A 17,968-nucleotide genomic window follows, 5' to 3' on the forward strand; every position below is an offset into this window, starting at 1 on the left:
GGTATGTTGCAAGCAGCAAGTCTACCCGATATCTCCGGGGGCAACTAGGGCGGCGAACGGCCGTTCGCCCCGGCGATCACGTTCGGGCCGCTGTAAATTTTACAGATGCCGGTCGGCTAATTGAAATGAGCGGAGGGAACGCGCCGATGAAGGTTCTGGTAACAGGAGCGGGCGGGCAGCTCGGCCTGGAGTTGATGGAGCTGATGCCCGCCAGGGGGTATAAGGTCATCGGTCTGACCCGGGAGGAGCTGGATATATCTGACGCGGAGGCCGTGGAAGGATCGCTGAGGAAGCACAGGCCCGGGCTGGTCATAAACGCTGCGGCTTACACCAACGTGGACAGCTGTGAGGAAGAGACCGGCCTGGCCTACAGGGTCAACACCCTCGGGCCACGCAACCTGGCCCAGTACGGCGAGAGATTGGGTTGCGAGTTGCTCCACGTCAGCACCAATTATGTCTTCGACGGGAGCAGCAGCCGTCCGTACGAGCCGTTCGATCTCCCGAACCCCATCAGCGCCTACGGGCGGACGAAGCTGGCCGGGGAGGAGTACGTGAAGTGCCTTTCTTCCCGTTTCTATATAGTGCGGACCGCCGGAGTCTACGGCATGGGGCGCAACTTCGTCCGCACCATGCTGAGACTGGCCGGCGAGAGAGACACGCTCAAGGTCAAGGACGACGAGTTCATCTCTCCCACGTACGCCAGAGATCTGGCCGGAGGGATGATCCGGGTGATCGAGTCCGGGATGTACGGCATATACCACATCACGAACGCGGGCTTCTGCTCCTGGTATGAGTTCGCCCGGGAGATCTTTAAGCTCTCCGGCCGCGAGGTAGAGGTGCTGCCGGTCCCCGCTTCGGAGTATCCGCTCCCGGCGGCCCGGCCGGCCAACGGGGTTCTATCTTCCCTGGGCAGCCCCGAACTGCGCCACTGGCGGGAGGGTCTGGCCGATTACCTGGAGCGCATCGGGGCCGCCTCTGCCGGGCCGTAGAACTCTGAGAGCAGGTGCCCCGTTACCTCCTCTATTATCCTGACCTGCTCATCTGAGAGGTCTTCCTTCCAGCCGCCGATGCAGCCCTTGCGGAAGAACTTGCCCGTTCCTTTCTCCTCGGGCGGGATGCGCTCCCAGCTGTGTTTCTCGATAGCGACCTGCAGGCGTTCGTCGTCCACGGCTATCCCCAGGTCCCGGTACATGGCCTTGAGGGTCCCGAAGGTGTCCCGCCGCAGGTCTTCATAGCGAACAAGGGCCTTCCTGCCGGGATGTTTGTCGTAGGCTTCTTTCACCAGGGAGACTACCTGGCGGTACTGTTCGGCCATCCGCCGGGTAGCGGCTTTGAGCTTCTTGGGGGTGCTGTAGTCCTGGTTCGAGCGGCTCCAGCTGCCCTCTCTCATCGCGTCCAGCCGGGAGGCGACCACGTCCCGGCTGTCCCGGATCAGGAAGACCAGCCTGCTGTTCGGCATGGACTCCATTATCAGGGGGGCTCCTATGGAGCCGTTGGGCTCTTTGACGAAGAGGAACTGGTCCCGCTTCAGCTTCGGGAACCTGACTTCGGCGCCGTCGAGGATGAAGGTCCTTATCGCTCTCAGCCACTCCTCGCGGTAAGGTTCTCCTAGAATGAACGGCCGGCTATTCAGCAGCCGCTCGTCGTTCTTCAGCCTTTCGTAGAACTGGCCGAAGAGTGCTCCCACGTAAGGTTCGAACCACAGGCTCTGGTCCGGTTGCTCCTGAACGATCCGGCTCAGCCAGGTGCTGCCTGTTCTCGGGGAGCCGAAGATCCAGACGAACTGCTCTTCGCTCAGGTGACTCTCTCGCCCGCTGGCAAGGGCCGGACCTCTGCGGAATCTCGGGAACAGCCGGCTCAGCAGGTTCTTACCCCGCCCGCCGACCCGGGCGGCCTTCCGGACCGGAGGAGGCGGCATGTACCGGTTGGCGGCCGGGATCAGAGTCGTCCGGCGCGAGTTGCGGGCGTTGGCCCGCTGCTTGCTGACGTATCTTCTGAGTTCCTCATTGCTCATTTTCCAGGGATCCTTCCACGATTTCACGTCTTCCTGGGTGCTCTCCGGGCGGAGGATTTGGGGCCGCAGCATGTCGGCCCGGAGGTTGAAGTCCCCGCCGCCCAAGGAGAAGTTGAGGTTGTAGTAGGGGTCTTCGTCCAGCGCCGCGCCCCAGCGTTCCCTTATGTATAGAGCCCCCTCGGAGCTGTTAACGTAGCCGCGGCTGGCAGACTCGTAGTGGTAGAGCTCGGCGTAGGGCGTGTAGACGATCCGGTATCCGCGCTCTCTGATCTTTAAGCAGAGGTCCACGTCGTTGAACGAGGTTCGCAGGCTCTCCTCGAAGCCGCCGACCTCTTCGAACACCGCCCGGCGCAGCATCATGCACGCCGCGGTGACCGCGCTGTAATTGCGCACCTGTTCTAGTGCTCCTCCGTATCCCGAAGAAGTGACGGGGTAATATTGGTGGGAGTGCGTCGCTATCCCCGGCATCCACACGCTCCCCGCTCCCAGCAGAACACCGGCGTGCTGGATGCGTCCATCGGGGTAGATTAGCTTGGCTCCGGCGGCCCCTATCTCGGGCCTCTGGGCGTGCTCCAGCATGGCCTCCAGCCAGCCGGGAGAGATGACTTCTGTGTCGTCGTTAAGGAAAAGAATATGCTCTCCGTCCGTGTGCGAGACGGCGAAGTTGTTGATCCTGGAGTAATTGAACTTCTCCCGGAACTCCAGAACCTTGTGCGGGGTTGAGGCAAGGTAACCCAGGGTTTGCGGGTCCCGGCTGTCATTGTCCACGATGGCTATCTCGTAGTTGGGATAGGTGGTAAGCCGCTCGATGCTCTCCACGCACCGCCTGAGCAAGGCCGCATTATCCCGGGTGGGGATGACTATGCTTATCTTGGGGGTTTGGCGTATCTCATACCTCACCCGGAAGGTGGCGGGCCGGGGGCCCGGTTCTACGGTCCCTCTTATCCTGCGCCGTTCGAGCGCTTCGGAGAGCACCCGCCCGGAGCTCTTCTGAGCGCGCCCGCTGTCTCTCCGGTGAACCCGCCGGTGGTAGAGTACCCGGGGCAGGTGGTAGATGTTCTCCGTCCTCTCTGTAACGCGCAGCAGGAGGTCGTATTCGTGAGCGCCGTCGAGCTCCGGTCTGAACCCGCCGACCTCTCCCAGCAGCGATCGACGGTAGATGCAGAGGCGGCCTACGTAGTTGTGGCACATCAGAAGGTCCGGCGAGAAGTCCGGTTTGAAGACGGGAGCGAATCTCTCTCCCCCATCATCCAACTGGTCTTCGTCGGTGTAGATGAGATCCGCTGCGGGGTTCTCCTGCAGTAACCGGACGACCTCGAAGAGGGCATCCGGGGCGAGCTCATCTTCCTGGCCCAGGATGCCGGCGAACTCTCCCGCCGCGCCGGAGATCGCCGAGTTCAGCATCTCCGGCTCGCCGGCCGTTGGCTCCGCCCGCTCGACCCTGATCCGCCCGTCCAGCCGCTCGTAGCGGGCGAGTACGTCTCTTACGGGACCGGTCGCGGAGCTGCTACAGATACGTAGCTCCCAACCGGGATAAACCTGGCTCAGCATCGAATCCAGGGCGCGCTTCAGGCGCTCCGGGCGCGGATCGCGAACGGCCATGATAAAGCTCACCGGCGGTCTGTACTCAAAGCCCGCTGCCTCTTCCCGCAGGCGGGCCATATCCCGGGCCTTCAGCCGGTTGTTTCTCACCCAGGCGGGATACTGAAACCTGACGAAGGAGGAGCGTATGTCCCGGACGTAGGTTCTCACGGAGCCCTGGGATTTCGCGGTGGAATCAGTCGCCATCTGCTCTCTGCCGGAGTTTGCCCAGTATCCTGGATGCTCCGCGGCGCACCGGGCCCGTGGCCCGCCAGGTCCGGTACAGGAGCTTTACCATTCGCCCGGCGTAGGACTTCTCCGTGAGGTTCAGGCGGCGCAGGACTTCATCCAGAATGTTCTCGCTGGCAGCCAGAATCAGCGCTTCCCGGAAAGCCTGGACCTCCGTCTGTTGCATGTGCTCTATCTCCGCCCGCAGGAGATGTACGTCCTCGCGGTGTCCGTCGCACTCATCGAAGATGAGCCGGGAGCGATCCAGGAGCAGACGCGGGCTTCCGGTATCCGGTATCTCCGAGTCGCTGCACACCGCCAGCGTAAAGAGGGTAGCCGGGGGAGTCAAGCCGGCCGAGACCTCGCCGGCGTGGAAATCCGCGCTCTCGATTTCGAGCGAAGCACCAGCGTCTCCGTAAACTATTCCGCCGGCAACCGCCCCCAGCCGGTAGATCCGGACGTGGTCGAAGTGCCGCTCCAGCAGTTCCCGCAGCTCGGGAACGTACATCTCGCCCTTGTGCTCCAGATCCCTGTGATTGCGGGCGTTTGAATGGGTCTGCTTGTCCGGGGTAGAGGTGAGGAAGACTCCGTCCTGTTTCAGAACCCGCTTCGCCTCCGACACGAACTCTTCCGGCGCTTCCAGGTGCTCTATAACCTCGAAAGCGAGAACCGCGTCGAAGCTGCCTCCCCGGTGAGGAATCCCGGGGAGATCGACTGCTTCGTAGCTGGTGTCCGGCGCTGAGAACACGTTCGATACCAGCTCCTGAGACTCGGGTACGCTGGACAGTACCGCTACAGAGCTGGCGCTCTCCGCCAACAGGCGCACGCCGTACGCCGGATAGTCCCGGACTATATTAGCTACATCCCTGCCCTCTATGTAGCGCCGGGCGAACCGGTAGCTCATCAGCCGGTTGTAGGCTGCCTCGGCGTTCTCCGGCGGCAGGTTTCTCGGGCGCTGAATCGCGTTCATCTAAGCGGCTCGCTCCTCATTAGGCAGTATCCTCTGTGAAACCTGGAATATAGTGTACGCAAAGCGGCTGCCCGTCAAGAACGCCCGTAGCCGGGCAGCCACCCGCTGAGGCCGGAAGTTCTCGGGATCTCCAAAAATCTGCCGGCAGCTGCTACTGTTTATTACTGCCGTCGGCTTTAATGCTTTGAGGCTTTACGGATGTCGCTACGCAGAACGCAGAAGATCCTAAAAACATGGGAGAAGCTGGAGTCACTGGTCGGAGCGGGGCCCGGCATCTCCCGAAGGGCTCTAGAACGGTTCCGGAGGAGCCGGCCGGGTCGACCGGTGCGCGTGGTCGCGATACTGGCCACCTACAACGAAGAGCGCTTTATTCGCAACTGTATAGAGCATCTTACCGGACAGGGAGTGGATGTATATCTCATAGACAACTGCTCGACCGACGGGACCGTGGAGATCGCCAGAGAGTACCTTGGACGCGGTCTGATCGGCCTCGAAACCTTCCCCCGGAATCACGGGCTATACCGGTGGCAGGCAATCCTCAACCGGAAGGACGAGCTGTCCCGTACGCTAGACGGGGATTGGTTCATGCATGTAGATGCCGATGAGGTTCACCTGCCACCCCGCCCGGAGCAGACACTTGCGGAAGCATTCGCCGAGGTTGAGGGAGCCGGCTGCAATGCGGTGGACTTCCAGGAATTCGTCTTCGTACCCACCCGTGAGTCTCCCGACCACGACCGTCCCGACTATCAGGAAACGATGCGCTGGTACTACCCTTTTGGCTCGTTTCAGGAGCCGCGTCTTATGCGGGCCTGGCGGCGGCAAAGGGGCCCGGTGGGGCTTGGCCAGCATGGAGGTCACAGGCTGAGCTTCCCGGGTATGAAGCTGTATTCTGAGAAGTTCAAGATGAAACACTACCTCTTCCTGAGCCCGCAGCACCTGCTGGACAAGTACGGAAGGCGCAGTTTCGAGCGGACTGAACTGGAGCGCGGTTGGCACGGCTGGCGAGCCCGGCTGGAGGCAGAGAGAATCCTGCTGCCTTCTCAGAGCGAGCTCAGAACCTATACTTCCGATAGCGAGCTTGACCCTTCAGACCCGCGCGAGCGGCATATTTCTGCGGATTGGGCAGCAAGCTAGACACCACAGATGATCCGCGGCTCCGGTCGCCCCTCGGTTATCATACGGTTGCGGGCAGACCGGGCTAGAGAAGCCGGCTAGAGATCTCTGGAGGGAGATGCGGCGCGATAACAAGACTTGGTTTGCGGTGATGGCCGGAGCCGGGCCGGAAGAACCGGGCGGCAGAGCGGACAAGAGAGGCGGGAATAACCACCCGTGGCCGTGCAGGTCATAGTAGCGGGTTTTCACCGTAGCGGCACCTCGCTCACGGCCCAGATACTGCACCGGGCCGGGTTGTTCCTGGGCGACCGCATGCTCTCCGAACATGCCAGCAACCCGCACGGTCACTTCGAGGACCTTGAGGTACTGGAGCTTCACGAGCGAATTCTGGCCGACAATGGCCTCACGTGGCAGGTGTGCGGATCGTCTTCGCTCGCTATCGGAGAGCTCCACAGAAGACAAATGCAAGACCTCGCCGGGCGGCGCAACGCGGAGCATAGACTCTGGGGGTTCAAGGACCCGCGGGTGTGCCTCTTTCTCGAGACGTGGAAGGAGATACTACCGGAATCGAAGGTCTTGCTGGTGTACAGAGATCCCGTGCGGGTCTGCCGCTCGTTGCACCGGAGACACGCGGAGCACGCGATCCGGGGCGGGGATGAAACATCGTTGCACTACAGGTTCTGGAAGGTCCCGGATCTCGCCCTGAAGATGTGGCTGACCTACAACCGGGCTCTGCTGAGGTTCGCTCGTACTCACCGGGAGGACGTGCTGGCCGTCTCGATGGACATGCTCCGGGACGGACTTCCGCTGGTAAACGTGCTCAACGAGCGCTGGGAGCTGGGTCTCCACGAAGTGCCGACCTCCGGAGTCTTCGACGCCGGCGCGACCGCCCGGGACCGTGAAGGACACCCCGTGTCCAACGAGGACATTATCAGCGAGGCGGCGGAGGTGTGGGAAGAGCTGGAGGAGATAGGGCAGAGGACCAGGAGACTGGCGGGAATGCCCGAGGCTCTCCACCGCCTGAATGTCGGCGACGAAGGGCTCTACGTGCCTCGTGAGGCTTACTCGCACCGGATGGATGCGGAGTTCCTGAGCTTCAAGGTGCGCTTCCTTGAGGAGCTTCTGAAACAGGAGGGGAAAAGGTTTGTGCCCCTGAAGCGCCTATCCGAGCTGGAAGCTGCGGAGAGGGACCTGAAGTACATACTCCACAGGATGTCGCGCAGCAGATTCGCCCCGCTCTTCAGGCTCAAACGCGGTTTCCGGATTCTGGAGAAGAGATACCTGAGCTAGGAAGTCGTTTTCTCCGCGCTTCTGGGGTTCTCACCTAGCTGGCCGTGGCCGCCTCGCGCCCGCCGATCGCCCGCTCGTAGATGCGGTATTCCGGCTCGAAAAATTCGCGCAGCTCCCGCTCGCACTCTTCAGACAGAGCGAAAGGCCGCTCGGGCGAGACGTTACTGAACCCCACCTCCACCTTCTTGCCAACCTTCTCGCACAGGTATTCGACCAGCAGGTCGAGCCGGTCGTACCGGAAGATGCGGTCCAATTCCCGCTCTCCGGGTCGGGGCCTTACAAAATTGTACTGGCGGCCCACGCGGGCGAACTGCTTGCTACCCTCCATGTAAGCCCGGGCGAACTGCTCGAACGAGACGTGACCCGCGTAGTTGCGGTGCCCCCGAAGCTCGTCCCGCGTCCGGTACCTCCACCAGCTTGAGAGCCAGTCGATCGGTTCCCGAAGGACGCATATCACCTCGTAGGAGTCGCGCGGAAAGCCCTGAGCGGCGAGGTACGGCTGCAGAAAACGCTGGAAGCCGGCATACGTAGTATGCTTGAACGGGTTCCCCTTCAGGAATGCCTGTACATAAGGCTGAAAAGCGCGTTCGATCGAGGTCGAAGCGGTCTTGGGCGTGGCGAGAAAGACAAATCCTTTCTTGGGAGCGATGAGCATGGCTCAACTCCTTGCCGAGACAGGTTGTTTTTCGTCCGGGGTGTGAGCCCGGCGCTTGAGAGACGCGTAGATGTCACGCATATGCTCTATGACGTGCATCCCGGCCGGGCTCTCTACACGGAGGACGCCTTCGGGCGGAGAGCGCCCCTCGCGCAGGGCGTGAAACAGCTCCCACTCCCGCCGCTTGCGGGCGTTGATCGTGGCCTTGAAATCTGTGTGGGACCAGTGAGCGAACTCCTCTGCCTCCAGCCACTTCAGCTCGAAGCACACGAAGTCCGGGAGCCTTACTACCGGGTCGCCCGGCTCAGGCAGCCTCAGCTCCCAATCGAAGGCTTTCTTGAAGGTGTAAGCCGGAGAGTTCCGCCAGCCCCACGGCTCGGCCTTCCCTGGAAAGGTATCGAGGTAGGCTACGCGCTCGTTCATGACGTAGACCGGAGCGCGGGGCATAGCAATAGCCCCATCTACGCCCTCCAGCTGCCAAGAGAGCTCCCGCAGCACCTGCTCGCCTTCAGGAGTGAGCACCATGTCCCCATCCCACTTCAGAGCATAGCGGGTGCGTACGTGCGAAAAGCTCCAGTTGTAGAAGTAGGTGAGGCTGTGCACCGAGTCCGGATATGTGCTCAGGTGCTCGGGCCCGCAGCGGGAGACTTCAAAAGGATAAGAGAGGATCTGCAACCGCTCCTCCAGACCCTCCTGCCGGGCAACCCTTCTTGCCACTTCCGCCGTATCATCGGTAGACTTGTTGTCCACCAGAACTACCCGCTCCACCGAGCGCAGGATGCCGGGCAGCACCCAGGGCAGGGACCTTGCCTCGTTTTTGACTCTAAGGACGGCGGTGAAGCCTGAGCTTGATGGTTCTGTGACCCAGTTCCAGCGGATAGCGTACTCCTCAAGCCCCTCCCGGTTTTCCCACTCTCGCCGGTCTCCTGCCTCAGTCACACCATCCTCCTCGAGTGCGGCGGCAGAACGTGCCCCGGGTATCTTTGCAAGCTTGAGCTGCCGGGCATCCGGATATATAGGTAACTAACCAGCCCTGGTTGCGGCAATCGCCGATCTCTCTTAGCATTTTATCCAAACTACCGTAACAATAGTATAGGTTCAAGCGAAAGACGTTGCTCAAGACATACGCTCAACGGGAAAGCCTTTCAGAGCGTACTCCGCGATCTCAGGGACCTTGTGATAGCTGCTTGCGCGGTACCTGACCCGCTTGCCGAGCATGGCTGCGGCGATCATCACGTGCGCCCGGTCGGTCTCGACCGATTTGTGCCGGGCTATCTTCCACAGCCACTCGTCCAGCTCCCGGCAGGAGAGCGAGATGTCCTCGTTGCCCGGCGGGACTTCATCGGATACCGCCTCGGCGTCGGTCCGGTAGGCCGTGAGCGTTCCTTTGCCCGGGCGGTGGTACGGCCTGAAGTCGAAGAAGAAGGCACAGTCGTGAGCCAGGTCCGCATTGCACAGCTCCTTGAGCTGCTCGTATGACCTGCGCTCCCGCGCGAAGACGGTAGCCTTCGTCTTTCCGAGTATCTCTCGAACCTCGGGGACTGCGGTGTCCACCGACGAGGGGAACACTACCACCTTCTCGAACCGCTTCTCGATGACCGGGAGGATCTTCGGCATCGTGCCGTGAAATGGCCGGCACCATCCGCCGCCTCCGGTAACGATCGCCGTGTGGCCTCGGACCTGCCGCGCTGCCTGAGGCTTATTGATAAAGATCTCCTCGTAGTGCCTGCCCGATAAGAGCTGGCGCGTTCCTGCGCGGATGAGGTGGTCGCCGATGTTGCCTCCGGCCCTGATGAAGGTCAGGTTGGGAGAGCCGGAGATCGCGCCCAACAACTTCTGGCGGCTCTTCGCCAGAGATACCGGCACCGGATAGGGACCGTTTCTCCCGGGTTGAAGACTCTTGAAGGATAAAGCTTTACCCCGCAGGAGGCCAGCCTCCAGGTTCACGAACGCGCTCAACCTTCTCGCTTCAAAGCTTGCCTGGTGCTTGAAAACCGGCACGGGTAACTCCTTTGATCTCCTGCTGCATCGAATCCAGGGCACAAGTATGACTGCAGATGTTCTTGAGGTAAACCTCTGCAGTATTTTCTAGGGTCTTTCTACAATCCGAACGGCATCGGCAATTATGTAGCCCTTGCCGCTGCTTCTGCGCGGAATGCGGATGTTCCAACGGTCTCCGGCGGGCATGTTGAAGGTCCCCAGCCAGACCCAGCGGCCGCCGTTCTGGCGCTGGTTGACTACCCGCCTCTTCCAGCCGTCGGTAGTCCGGATCAGGAACCGCGTCCGGTTATTGTAGCCGCGATCCGTCGGCCACCAGGCGAATACAGCGTATCTTCCCCGCCGGGGGATCCTGAACTTGAACCGCGCTGCATCTTGGACGTTCGCAGGGCGAACGTAGCGGTAGTCCTTGCCCCAGCGCTGGGAGTTCCATGAGCTGGTTCCCCAGTTGCTTGAAGCTCTGAAGCGGTTGGAGTTGGCGTTGTCGACCCTCTGCCTGTAAGCAGCGTAATGCCGCACACGCCTCAGATAGCGACTGATGTCGAAGTACTGCCCCGGACAGTGTGTGGAGGTCACCTGCCGGTGAAAGAGAAAGCCCTGCTCAGAAGCGCTCTGGGCGTGCCTTATGGGAACGTTGTACTTGCGGCACAGATAGGCCGAAAGCTGCGCCGATGCGTTGTAGAGAGCATCGGTCATCCACTTGGGGTCGTTGCCAAACCCCTCGTGCTCTATGCCGATTGAGGTCTGGTTCACCGGCCAGTTGCCGGCATGCCAGGCTATGTCCTTCTCCTCCACGCACTGGCCGATGAAGCCGTCAGAAGAGCGCACCACGTAGTGAGCTGAGACCTGAGCCCTTGAGTCGTTGAACCAGTTTATGGCGCTAGACCACGACCCTTCGGTTATGTGGAGTATGATCTTGTTTATGGGGTTTGAGGAGGGACGGTTGGCTGAGGAGTAGTTCTGGCTGTGCGCCCCGTACCACTTGGCCCGCTGGTAGTCCGGTCTTGCCACTTAGCAGCTCCCTTCCAGCACTGCAGGGGTAGGTTGCGCCGTTTCGGCCGGGGTTCCGCAAGCATCCGGCTTTACCATTCGGCGCGCTCCTCTATGGCAGAGGCGCTTTCCGGTGGAGCGGCGAAGAGTATCGGTTCGGGATGCACTTATATCCCCCTCCCAGAGGCAGCTTCCACAACCATTATAAGGCGGGAGGAAAGAGAACTTAAGTCTCACCGGCCTGAACGCCGATGCCCATGCAGATCGTCTGATCAGGTGTTTCTTCGGAGCGTAGATATAGAATAGAGAAGCGGGGAACAGGGTTATGCCACCTGCCGGATACACCGCTGAAGAGATCGCCCGGCGCGGCCGGGAACTCTACGAACGGGAGATACGCGAGAAGGTCGAATCCGAACACCCGGGCAAGTTCCTGGTTGTGGATATCACTACCGGAGAGTACGAGATAGACGAGGAGGACCTGGCGGCCTCCGACCGCTTGCTGGCCAGAAACCCCGATGCCGTGCTGTACGGTCTCCGTATCGGACAGAGAGTTGCGTACCGTATTGGCGCGAGTGTTGGAATCGTTTCTGGGTCTGACCTTTGGCAGTAACCGAGTTCGTTACTGCGCAGCACGAAGCAGTATTGCGTCTGTGGCTACCGGGCTCGGACGAACGGCGGACCGGAAGGCGCTCGCCAGGTGAACCGAGTCGTAGCCGCGCAGAGCATACTTTTCTGCCGGCTCGCCGGCATGGTAGACCAGCTGGTTGGAGACGTTCAGCCGGGCGTAGGCGGGCCAGTCGTCGTCCAGATCGGAGACCGCCTGCCGGTATCCGTCCTCGTCCAGGTAGACGATCAAGCGCTAGCGCCGGTCCTCTATCACCGCTTCCGGCACTGGGCCACCGCCGCGGATTCTGGGCGCTCCGCTACGCCGGCCGCGCGGCTTTACCCCGCCGGAGGGAGGATCATTTCCCCCGCTATACAGCGAATACTAGGGCCAGGGTCTCTCTCCCGGCTTCTTGCTCTCGCCCTGCTGCAGGTATCCGCGTCCTGCCAGAAACACGTTCGGGCTCTCGAAGCAGCCTGTCGGAGGCGGCCGGCTCGCAACGGCCTTCGAACCAAGCGATAAGCATGCCCGCCGGAGCTCCACGTCCCCTGAAGGAGATGCGGGCGGAGACCAGAACGCCGGGATCTAGACGACCCGGTACAGCTCCTTTACCCTCTAACCCTGAGTCTCGCCGGCTTCGCGCTGCTCGTCTTCCTCACACACGGCGTGCAGCTCCTCGCAGACCAGCTTCATAGCCTCTTCCTCGCCCGGCAGACCCTCGCGCTTCCACACCTTTTAGCGCAGCCAACCGGCAGGGAGTACCGGGCGGGATGGCCGCGCTCACCGGCACTCCGGGATAGAAGACGGCGCGAGCGTTGTACGAACCGGTCGTGGAGGTAACACCGATCTCCACCGTGGAGCCGTTTCGCCCCGGCTCCGTGTTACCGGCCGAAGATCTCGCCCGCCCTCAGCGAGATCTCCGGGACGGTGGCTGAGTGAAGAGTATCCCGGGTACCGTACCGGCGGACGGTGTTGTAGCTGCCGGATTGGGGGTCCGAGTATATCTCCACCCGCTGCGACTCGACATCGACTATCCACACTTCCGGAATGCCCGATCTCGCATAGAGCGGCAGCTTGACGTTCCGGTCGTAGGCGGGCGTGGTGTCCGAGACCTCCACCACAAGAAGCACGTCTTCCGGTGCGGGAGGAGCCTCCGAGTAGAAGTCCTCGCGTCGTTTGAGCAGGGCGACATCGGGTTGAAGCTCATTGATCTCGCTCAACCGCACCGGCTCCTGAACGCTTACCAGGTACTCTTCTGTACCATGAGTCCTGAGCAGTTCGTCGAGTCTCATCACGCAGGCGTGGTGGCGGCTGCCTATCGGGGCCATCTCTACGACCTCGCCGTCCACGAGCTCGACCCGGTCTTCCGGCTTGGGTATCCCGACCCGGGTCTTCCAGAGGTTGCCCGCCGGTACCCGGGCACGGAGCCGGGTCTGGGCGCCGCCCGGCCGCTCCGGCATGCGACAGGGGAGAGGACGTGTAATCCGGAGCAGCAGGAAACCTGGAGTCGGGAATGGCGAACCGCGGGCCGTACAGGTTCTGGCTGCGGAAGATGGTATGCTCGCCGGAATGTCGCTGCTCTATCTTGAGAAGGAGGTAGGACGGTGCCCCAGTTGCATCTTTACGTGCCGGAAGAGACGGCCGAGGCTCTCAGGAGGAGGGCTCGGGAGCGGGGCAGTTCTCTGTCGGCCTATCTGGCCGAGATCGTCGGCCGGGAGGTGGGTGGAGAGCGGTGGCCCGAGGGGTTTTTCGAGGAGGTCCTGGGCCGCTGGGAGGGAGAGCTGGAGCGCCCGCCGCAGGGAGCTTACGAGGATCGGGCGCGTTTGGGTTGAGGTGTCTGCTCGACACGGACGCGGCCATCGCGCTGATCAAAGCCAGTCCCGAGGCCGTAAGGTGGCTCAGGGAACGCACCCCTGGGAGGTGGCGCTCTCTGCGGTCACTAAAGCCGAACTGTACTTCGGAGCGCGCAACAGCGAGCGCGTGGAGCACAACTTGAGCGTGCTGCGGCGGTTCTTCGCCCCCTTTGCGAGCGTGGCCTTCGATGACCGGGCGGCCGAGGAGTACGGTGTGATCCGCGCCGACTTGCAGCGGGCCGGGGCCTTGATCGGTCCCAACGACCTCCTGATAGCGGCTCTGGCGCGTTCTAGAGACCTTACTCTCGTGAGCCTCAACGTTCGGGAGTTCGGGGCCGGGTAGCGGGCCTGCGCCTGGCGGACTGGCAGGGATAGAAATGACCTCCCCGGAGCCGCCCGGGGGCTCGTGCGGGGATGGCAATACCTCCTGATACAAGCTCTGGCTAATTCGCTACAAACGGATTATACTGCGCCCTTAGATTACGGATCGTCCCTTCCCAGAGACACGCTCACGGGGGTATCAGGATTGGTCGAGTTCAAGCAGAGGACGCTGGAGGAGGTCAAGTCCCTCGGCCGGAAAGACGCCGTGGAGCTGATGCGGCAGGCCGGCATCGTGGGTGCCGGCGGCGGTGGTTTCCCGACCTACTTCAAGTACGCGAACCCTCAGCCGCGCCTGATCGTGAACTGCACCGAGTCCGAGCCGGGCTACTGGGCGGACAAGGTGTTGCACCGGGATTTCTTCGACGAGTTCATGCGGCTGTATGAGGCCCTGCGGGCCGTCTTCGGTTTCGAGCGGATCATCATGGGCGTCCACTTCAAGGATGAGGAGTGGTTCTCCCGCTACATCGAGCACGCCGGCGGGCTCTACGAGGTCAAACTCGTGCCGGACAAGTACTCGATGGGTGAGGAGAAGACGCTCATCAAGAACATCTTCCGGGAGGACCGGGAGATGTGGGTGCCGCGCCGGGTGGAGATGCCGGACGGTACGAGGCGTCCGGGGCTCCCGCCGGATGCCGGGCACATAGTGAACAACACCGAGACGCTGCTGAACGTCTACCGGGCCTGGTTCGAGGGGCGGCCGGTAACCACCAAGTGGCTGCAGGTCTACGGCCCCGACCTGCCGCTGAAGCTCTACGAGGTCCCGCTGGGGGCCTCGGCCACCGAGCTCCTCACCATCTCCGGGGTCGATGTGGAGAAGGAGGCCGGCAGGCTCTCGGTGATCGACGGCGGGCCGTACCTGAACGAGATGGGCATCGAGTCTCTGGGCGAGGGCGACGCCTTCGTGCGGCGCACCACCAACGGCTTCCTGGTCATCCCGAAGGGGGTGCCGAGCAAGGAGTACGGCAAGATCGAGACCCGGCTCCCCGAGGAGGGGGCTATCTCGCTGGTCGGGAAGGTCAGCGGGGTCGTCATCCCGCTCGGCGGCCGGTTCCTGACGCCCGCGAGACCGCTCGTCTCCGAGGGCGAGGAGGTCTCCTACGAGCAGAAGCTCGGTGAGCCCGTGGACGAGGGATTGTCTATCGGGGTCTGGTCGAGCATGGACGGCACCGTCTCCTCGATCGAGGACGGCGTGGTGACGATCGACGGCGGCGGGGCCTTCACACGCGGGGCCGGAGCGGAGGCCGGAGCGGCTCGCCCGCGGGAGTAGCGGAGCTGCCCGTCTGCGGGCCGGAAGAGACCCGGTCCGCCTGAGTCCCATGGAGGTTGAGTGAGGCGACCGGCGTTCGGACTGCTCCTGGGAGTTTTATTGAGCCTGGCCGCCCTTGCAGCGGTCGGGCTCCGCGCCGGCGACGGGGCGAGGATGCCGGGGGTGAACGAATGGTGGCCGCTGGCCCTGGCGGTTCCGGCGGCGGGCTTCGGCTGGCTGCTGCACGGCCTGATGCTCGCCGTTCTGGTGCGGCCGCAGCTGCCGGACGTACGGGTGCGGGATATGCTGCGCGTACACCTCGGAGCCTCGTTCGTGGGCGGCGTGACGCCGTTCGGCGGAGCTGAGGTTCCATACCAGATCTACATGCTCCGGAGGCTCGGGCTGGCCTCCGGGCTCGGCGGGGCGGTCATGGCGACCAAGGCGATGCTGAACGTCTCGGTCATAGTCTTCGGCGGGTTGCTGGGCCTAGCCTTCCTCTCGGGGCTCCCCCCGGGCGAGCTCCGGACGCTCCTGGCCGCGGGGGGCGTGGTGGCCCTCGTCTGGCTGCTGATCGCCCGCCTGGTGCGCCGGCCCCGCAGAAGACGCGCCGCGCGGGGCGGGGCGGTGCGGAGGACGGTGGCCGGATTCGTGGAGGACATGAAGGACGGCTTCGTGGTGCTCTGGCGCAAGGAGCCACGCGCCGTCGTGCTCTGCGCGGGGCTCATGGTCCTCTACTGGGCCGTGTACCTGACCCTCGGCCCGCTGGCCCTGATGGCGGCGGGCTGGACGGGGGACTGGGGGCCGGTCATAACGGCCCAGCTGCTGCTGTACGCGCTGCTGCCGCTCTCCCCGACGCCGGGCGGGAGCGGAGCCGCTGAGCTCGGGTTCGCCGCGCTCGTCTCCCCTCATGTTCCGGGCGGCTACCTGCTGAGCGGGGTCCTGCTCTGGCGGGGGATCACCTACCACCTGCCGCTCGTCCTCGGGGCCTTCCTCGTCGGGCAGGAGGTGGGGGGCGGTATGCGGGCCAGAGGCTGAGGAGGGATCACTCCTCCCCACGGTTCCTGCGCGTCAGGAGATTGTTCGCCTGCTGGCTGAGCCGCGAGCGCAGCTCCCCAAAGTTCACGTTCGGCGCCTGCTGGCTGAGCCGCGAGCGCAGCTCCTCCAGGCTCACGCCCCTTAGGGAGATCTCGAAGTCCCGGAGCATGCGGGTGAGCGTGTTGCCGCCGCCGAGCTCCACCCACTCCTCGACGCGCAGCCGGGTCAGGGTCTCTACCACCTTCACCCACCGCACCGGAGCAACCATCTGCTCCTCGAGCGCGGCCTTCACCGCCTCTGCGCTCTCCAGCACGCTCCCGTCCATGGCACTGATAACGGGCACCTGCGGCCTTCGGAACTCCACCGTGTTCAGCGCTTCCCGCATCTTCTCGCCCGCGGCGGCCACATAGGGGGAGTGCGCGGCGAGCGAGACGTTGAGCCGGACGGCCCGGGCCCGCACGGCCTTCAGCCGCGAGACGGCCTCGCCCAGCGCATCCACGACGCCGGAGATGACGGTCTGGCGCGGCGAGTTGTAGTTGGCGGCCACGACGGAGCCCTCCATGCCCTCTAGCGCCCGCTCCACCTCTTCGGGCCGGGTCTGCAGGACGGCGATCATGCCGCCGGGTGTCTTCTCGGCCGCTTCGGCCATGAAGCGGTCCCGTTGAGCCACGAGCCAGAGCCCGGTCTCCAGATCGAAGCAACCGGCCGCGTAGGCAGCGCCGTACTCGCCCAGAGAGTGCCCGGCCACCACGTCCGGCCGGAGGTTCATCCGCTCCGCCTCGCGGGCGTCCTGGGCGGCACGGGCGAAGGCTTTTACCTGATCCGGCACCCGCTCCCCGACGATGCGCCGGATCGCGCCCAGCAGCTCCTCGGGCGGCTCGGGAACCCTGCCGCCCTGACCCGGAAATACGAAAGCTCTCATCTGCACCACACCTCTCGAACGCCGAGTCCTCCGCCCCCCCGCCGGTGCGAAAGGTACGACTTCAGCCCCTGAATATACCCGGGTAGCTTACCATTAAACTCGGGTTTTACGAACCGCTACTCCCCGGGAGGCGCCACCACCCGCAGCGCCCGCGGCAGAACCCGCGCTTGAAACTCGCCCGTGAGCGGCAAGAGCTCGCCGTCCACGTGCGCCGGAGATACCCGCTCCAGCTCCACGGCCACCTCCCTCGCCCGCGCGTGGTGTACCTTGGGGTGATCCAGATGCCTCCCGCGCAGAACGGAGGGGATGAGCCGCAGAACCTCCCCGATGCCGACCTCCTCGGACCAGATCACATCGAAGAGCCCGTCGTCCAGCCGCGAGATGGGAGCCAGCCGGAACCTGGCCCCGTAGGTGGTGCCTAGCGCTACCGCCACCAGCACGGTCTTCGTCTCTACTACCTCACCGTCCAGCGTGATGCGGGCCTCCCGGCACTCCAGCTCCCGCAGCAGCCGGTAGACGGCCCACATATACCTCCCGAACCCCCCGAGCCAGGCAGGAGCCTTGACCACGTTGGCGGCTACCTCGGCGTCGAAACCGATGCCGAGCCCGTTGTTGAACCGGACGCCGTTCACCTCCCCGGCGTCCACCTCCCGGACACAGCCGGCAGCAAGCGCCCGCAGCCCCCTCTCCAGAGAGGGCCCGATCCCGAGCGCCTTTACGTAATCGTTGCCGCTGCCCGCCGGAAGTACCCCCATGATCCGCCGCGTCCCGATGCAGGCCAGCGCTACCTCGTGTACCGTCCCGTCACCGCCCACGGCAACCGGCAGCGCCCCCTCCGGTAGCCCGGCCACTATGCCGGTCGCATCCCCCGGACCCCGCGTGACATGCCAGCGGTGCTCAATCCCGAAGCGGTCCAGAAACCGGGATATGCGCCCCCGCTTGCCGGCAGCCCGCCCCTTACCCGCAACGGGATTTAAGATCAGATGTACCTCGCGTCCCTCCATCTCTTCAACCGCAGCAATATACCAGAGCCCCGGCCCTGCCTGATCCCTGAAAGCGCTTGCATCAACTATTATAGATGAGAGTTA

The 17,968-nt window shown here is 63.4% G+C and carries 18 protein-coding genes; 8 read left to right on the plus strand and 10 right to left on the minus strand.

All coding sequences use genetic code 11. The features are described from left to right. Positions 1 to 146: 146 nt before the first annotated feature. Complete coding sequence (rfbD, locus tag E0L93_RS00220; RefSeq protein WP_132687094.1) at positions 147 to 989, plus strand: dTDP-4-dehydrorhamnose reductase; 843 nt, start codon at positions 147 to 149, stop codon at positions 987 to 989. Here rfbD and E0L93_RS00225 read toward each other — a convergent pair. After that, positions 950 to 3,802, minus strand: a complete 2,853-nt coding sequence (locus E0L93_RS00225) for a glycosyltransferase (RefSeq protein WP_132687096.1) — start codon at positions 3,800 to 3,802, stop codon at positions 950 to 952. The two genes, rfbD and E0L93_RS00225, sit on opposite strands and share 40 nt — an antisense overlap. Then, positions 3,792 to 4,793 carry a methyltransferase domain-containing protein gene (locus tag E0L93_RS00230; protein ID WP_132687097.1) on the minus strand — a complete coding sequence of 334 codons (1,002 nt, stop codon included), beginning with the start codon at positions 4,791 to 4,793 and terminating at the stop codon, positions 3,792 to 3,794. Before E0L93_RS00230 ends, E0L93_RS00225 begins: the two co-directional genes overlap by 11 nt. 330 nt (positions 4,794 to 5,123) lie before the next feature. Between E0L93_RS00230 and E0L93_RS00235 the strand changes: the two genes are divergently transcribed. Next, a complete protein-coding gene (locus E0L93_RS00235; RefSeq protein ID WP_243638038.1) occupies positions 5,124 to 5,927 on the plus strand; it encodes a glycosyltransferase family 2 protein in 804 nt (267 codons plus the stop codon). 195 nt (positions 5,928 to 6,122) lie between these two features. Further along, complete coding sequence (locus E0L93_RS00240) at positions 6,123 to 7,196, plus strand: sulfotransferase (RefSeq protein ID WP_132687101.1); 1,074 nt, start codon at positions 6,123 to 6,125, stop codon at positions 7,194 to 7,196. Positions 7,197 to 7,230: 34 nt separating this feature from the next. Here the strand turns inward: E0L93_RS00240 and E0L93_RS00245 are convergent, their stop codons facing one another. From E0L93_RS00245 to E0L93_RS00260, 4 genes are all read right to left on the minus strand, one after another. Continuing rightward, on the minus strand, positions 7,231 to 7,851 hold the full coding sequence (locus E0L93_RS00245; protein WP_132687103.1) for a sulfotransferase family 2 domain-containing protein: 621 nt from the start codon (positions 7,849 to 7,851) through the stop codon (positions 7,231 to 7,233). A 3-nt stretch (positions 7,852 to 7,854) separates the two neighbouring features. After that, positions 7,855 to 8,790, minus strand: coding sequence for a glycosyltransferase family protein (locus tag E0L93_RS00250; protein ID WP_132687104.1), 936 nt, complete (start codon positions 8,788 to 8,790; stop codon positions 7,855 to 7,857). 177 nt (positions 8,791 to 8,967) lie between these two features. Beyond that, positions 8,968 to 9,852 (minus strand): polysaccharide pyruvyl transferase family protein, encoded by an 885-nt coding sequence (locus E0L93_RS00255; RefSeq protein ID WP_165874048.1) that lies wholly within the window; start codon positions 9,850 to 9,852, stop codon positions 8,968 to 8,970. An 87-nt stretch (positions 9,853 to 9,939) separates the two neighbouring features. Then, complete coding sequence (locus tag E0L93_RS00260) at positions 9,940 to 10,860, minus strand: golvesin C-terminal-like domain-containing protein (protein WP_132687107.1); 921 nt, start codon at positions 10,858 to 10,860, stop codon at positions 9,940 to 9,942. Positions 10,861 to 11,164: 304 nt separating this feature from the next. On the opposite strand from E0L93_RS00260, the gene E0L93_RS00265 reads away from it, so the two are divergent. Further along, entirely contained in the window at positions 11,165 to 11,449 is a 285-nt protein-coding gene (locus tag E0L93_RS00265; protein WP_132687109.1) for a hypothetical protein, read from the plus strand. A gap of 9 nt (positions 11,450 to 11,458) precedes the next feature. Here the strand turns inward: E0L93_RS00265 and E0L93_RS00270 are convergent, their stop codons facing one another. Both E0L93_RS00270 and E0L93_RS00275 read right to left on the minus strand, forming a co-directional pair. After that, positions 11,459 to 11,695: a PIN domain-containing protein gene (locus E0L93_RS00270; protein ID WP_132687111.1), complete on the minus strand. Its 237-nt coding sequence runs from the start codon at positions 11,693 to 11,695 to the stop codon at positions 11,459 to 11,461. A gap of 629 nt (positions 11,696 to 12,324) precedes the next feature. Then, positions 12,325 to 12,903, minus strand: a complete 579-nt coding sequence (locus tag E0L93_RS00275; protein ID WP_132687112.1) for a Uma2 family endonuclease — start codon at positions 12,901 to 12,903, stop codon at positions 12,325 to 12,327. Between the two features lie 144 nt (positions 12,904 to 13,047). Between E0L93_RS00275 and E0L93_RS00280 the strand changes: the two genes are divergently transcribed. The 4 genes from E0L93_RS00280 (at position 13,048) to E0L93_RS00295 (ending at position 15,958) form a co-directional block, all read left to right on the plus strand. Then, a complete protein-coding gene (locus tag E0L93_RS00280; RefSeq protein ID WP_132687114.1) occupies positions 13,048 to 13,275 on the plus strand; it encodes a ribbon-helix-helix protein, CopG family in 228 nt (75 codons plus the stop codon). 61 nt (positions 13,276 to 13,336) lie between these two features. Beyond that, on the plus strand, positions 13,337 to 13,639 hold the full coding sequence (locus E0L93_RS00285) for a type II toxin-antitoxin system VapC family toxin (protein WP_207890242.1): 303 nt from the start codon (positions 13,337 to 13,339) through the stop codon (positions 13,637 to 13,639). A 183-nt stretch (positions 13,640 to 13,822) separates the two neighbouring features. Then, the gene (locus E0L93_RS00290) at positions 13,823 to 14,944 is read left to right on the plus strand and encodes a proton-conducting membrane transporter (RefSeq protein WP_132687115.1); all 1,122 of its coding nucleotides are present in this window, start codon (positions 13,823 to 13,825) and stop codon (positions 14,942 to 14,944) included. Positions 14,945 to 15,004: 60 nt separating this feature from the next. After that, complete coding sequence (locus E0L93_RS00295; RefSeq protein WP_132687117.1) at positions 15,005 to 15,958, plus strand: lysylphosphatidylglycerol synthase transmembrane domain-containing protein; 954 nt, start codon at positions 15,005 to 15,007, stop codon at positions 15,956 to 15,958. Positions 15,959 to 15,965: 7 nt separating this feature from the next. On the opposite strand, the gene E0L93_RS00300 is transcribed toward E0L93_RS00295, so the two are convergent. Continuing rightward, the gene (locus E0L93_RS00300) at positions 15,966 to 16,880 is read right to left on the minus strand and encodes an ACP S-malonyltransferase (RefSeq protein WP_132687119.1); all 915 of its coding nucleotides are present in this window, start codon (positions 16,878 to 16,880) and stop codon (positions 15,966 to 15,968) included. Between the two features lie 116 nt (positions 16,881 to 16,996). Next, entirely contained in the window at positions 16,997 to 17,884 is an 888-nt protein-coding gene (locus E0L93_RS00305) for a diacylglycerol/lipid kinase family protein (protein WP_132687121.1), read from the minus strand. Positions 17,885 to 17,968 lie beyond the last annotated feature (84 nt).

It is taken from the genome of Rubrobacter taiwanensis, assembly GCF_004337705.1.
GTDB lineage: Bacteria > Actinomycetota > Rubrobacteria > Rubrobacterales > Rubrobacteraceae > Rubrobacter_C > Rubrobacter_C taiwanensis.

Coding starts and splice junctions, on each gene's coding strand:
- rfbD (WP_132687094.1), top strand. CDS start 147: ATGAAGGTTCTGGTAACAGGAGCGGGCGGGCAGCTCGGCCTGGAGTTG.
- E0L93_RS00225 (WP_132687096.1), bottom strand. CDS start 3,802: ATGGCGACTGATTCCACCGCGAAATCCCAGGGCTCCGTGAGAACCTAC.
- E0L93_RS00230 (WP_132687097.1), bottom strand. CDS start 4,793: ATGAACGCGATTCAGCGCCCGAGAAACCTGCCGCCGGAGAACGCCGAG.
- E0L93_RS00245 (WP_132687103.1), bottom strand. CDS start 7,851: ATGCTCATCGCTCCCAAGAAAGGATTTGTCTTTCTCGCCACGCCCAAG.
- E0L93_RS00265 (WP_132687109.1), top strand. CDS start 11,165: ATGCCACCTGCCGGATACACCGCTGAAGAGATCGCCCGGCGCGGCCGG.
- E0L93_RS00275 (WP_132687112.1), bottom strand. CDS start 12,903: ATGCCGGAGCGGCCGGGCGGCGCCCAGACCCGGCTCCGTGCCCGGGTA.
- E0L93_RS00300 (WP_132687119.1), bottom strand. CDS start 16,880: ATGAGAGCTTTCGTATTTCCGGGTCAGGGCGGCAGGGTTCCCGAGCCG.
- E0L93_RS00305 (WP_132687121.1), bottom strand. CDS start 17,884: ATGGAGGGACGCGAGGTACATCTGATCTTAAATCCCGTTGCGGGTAAG.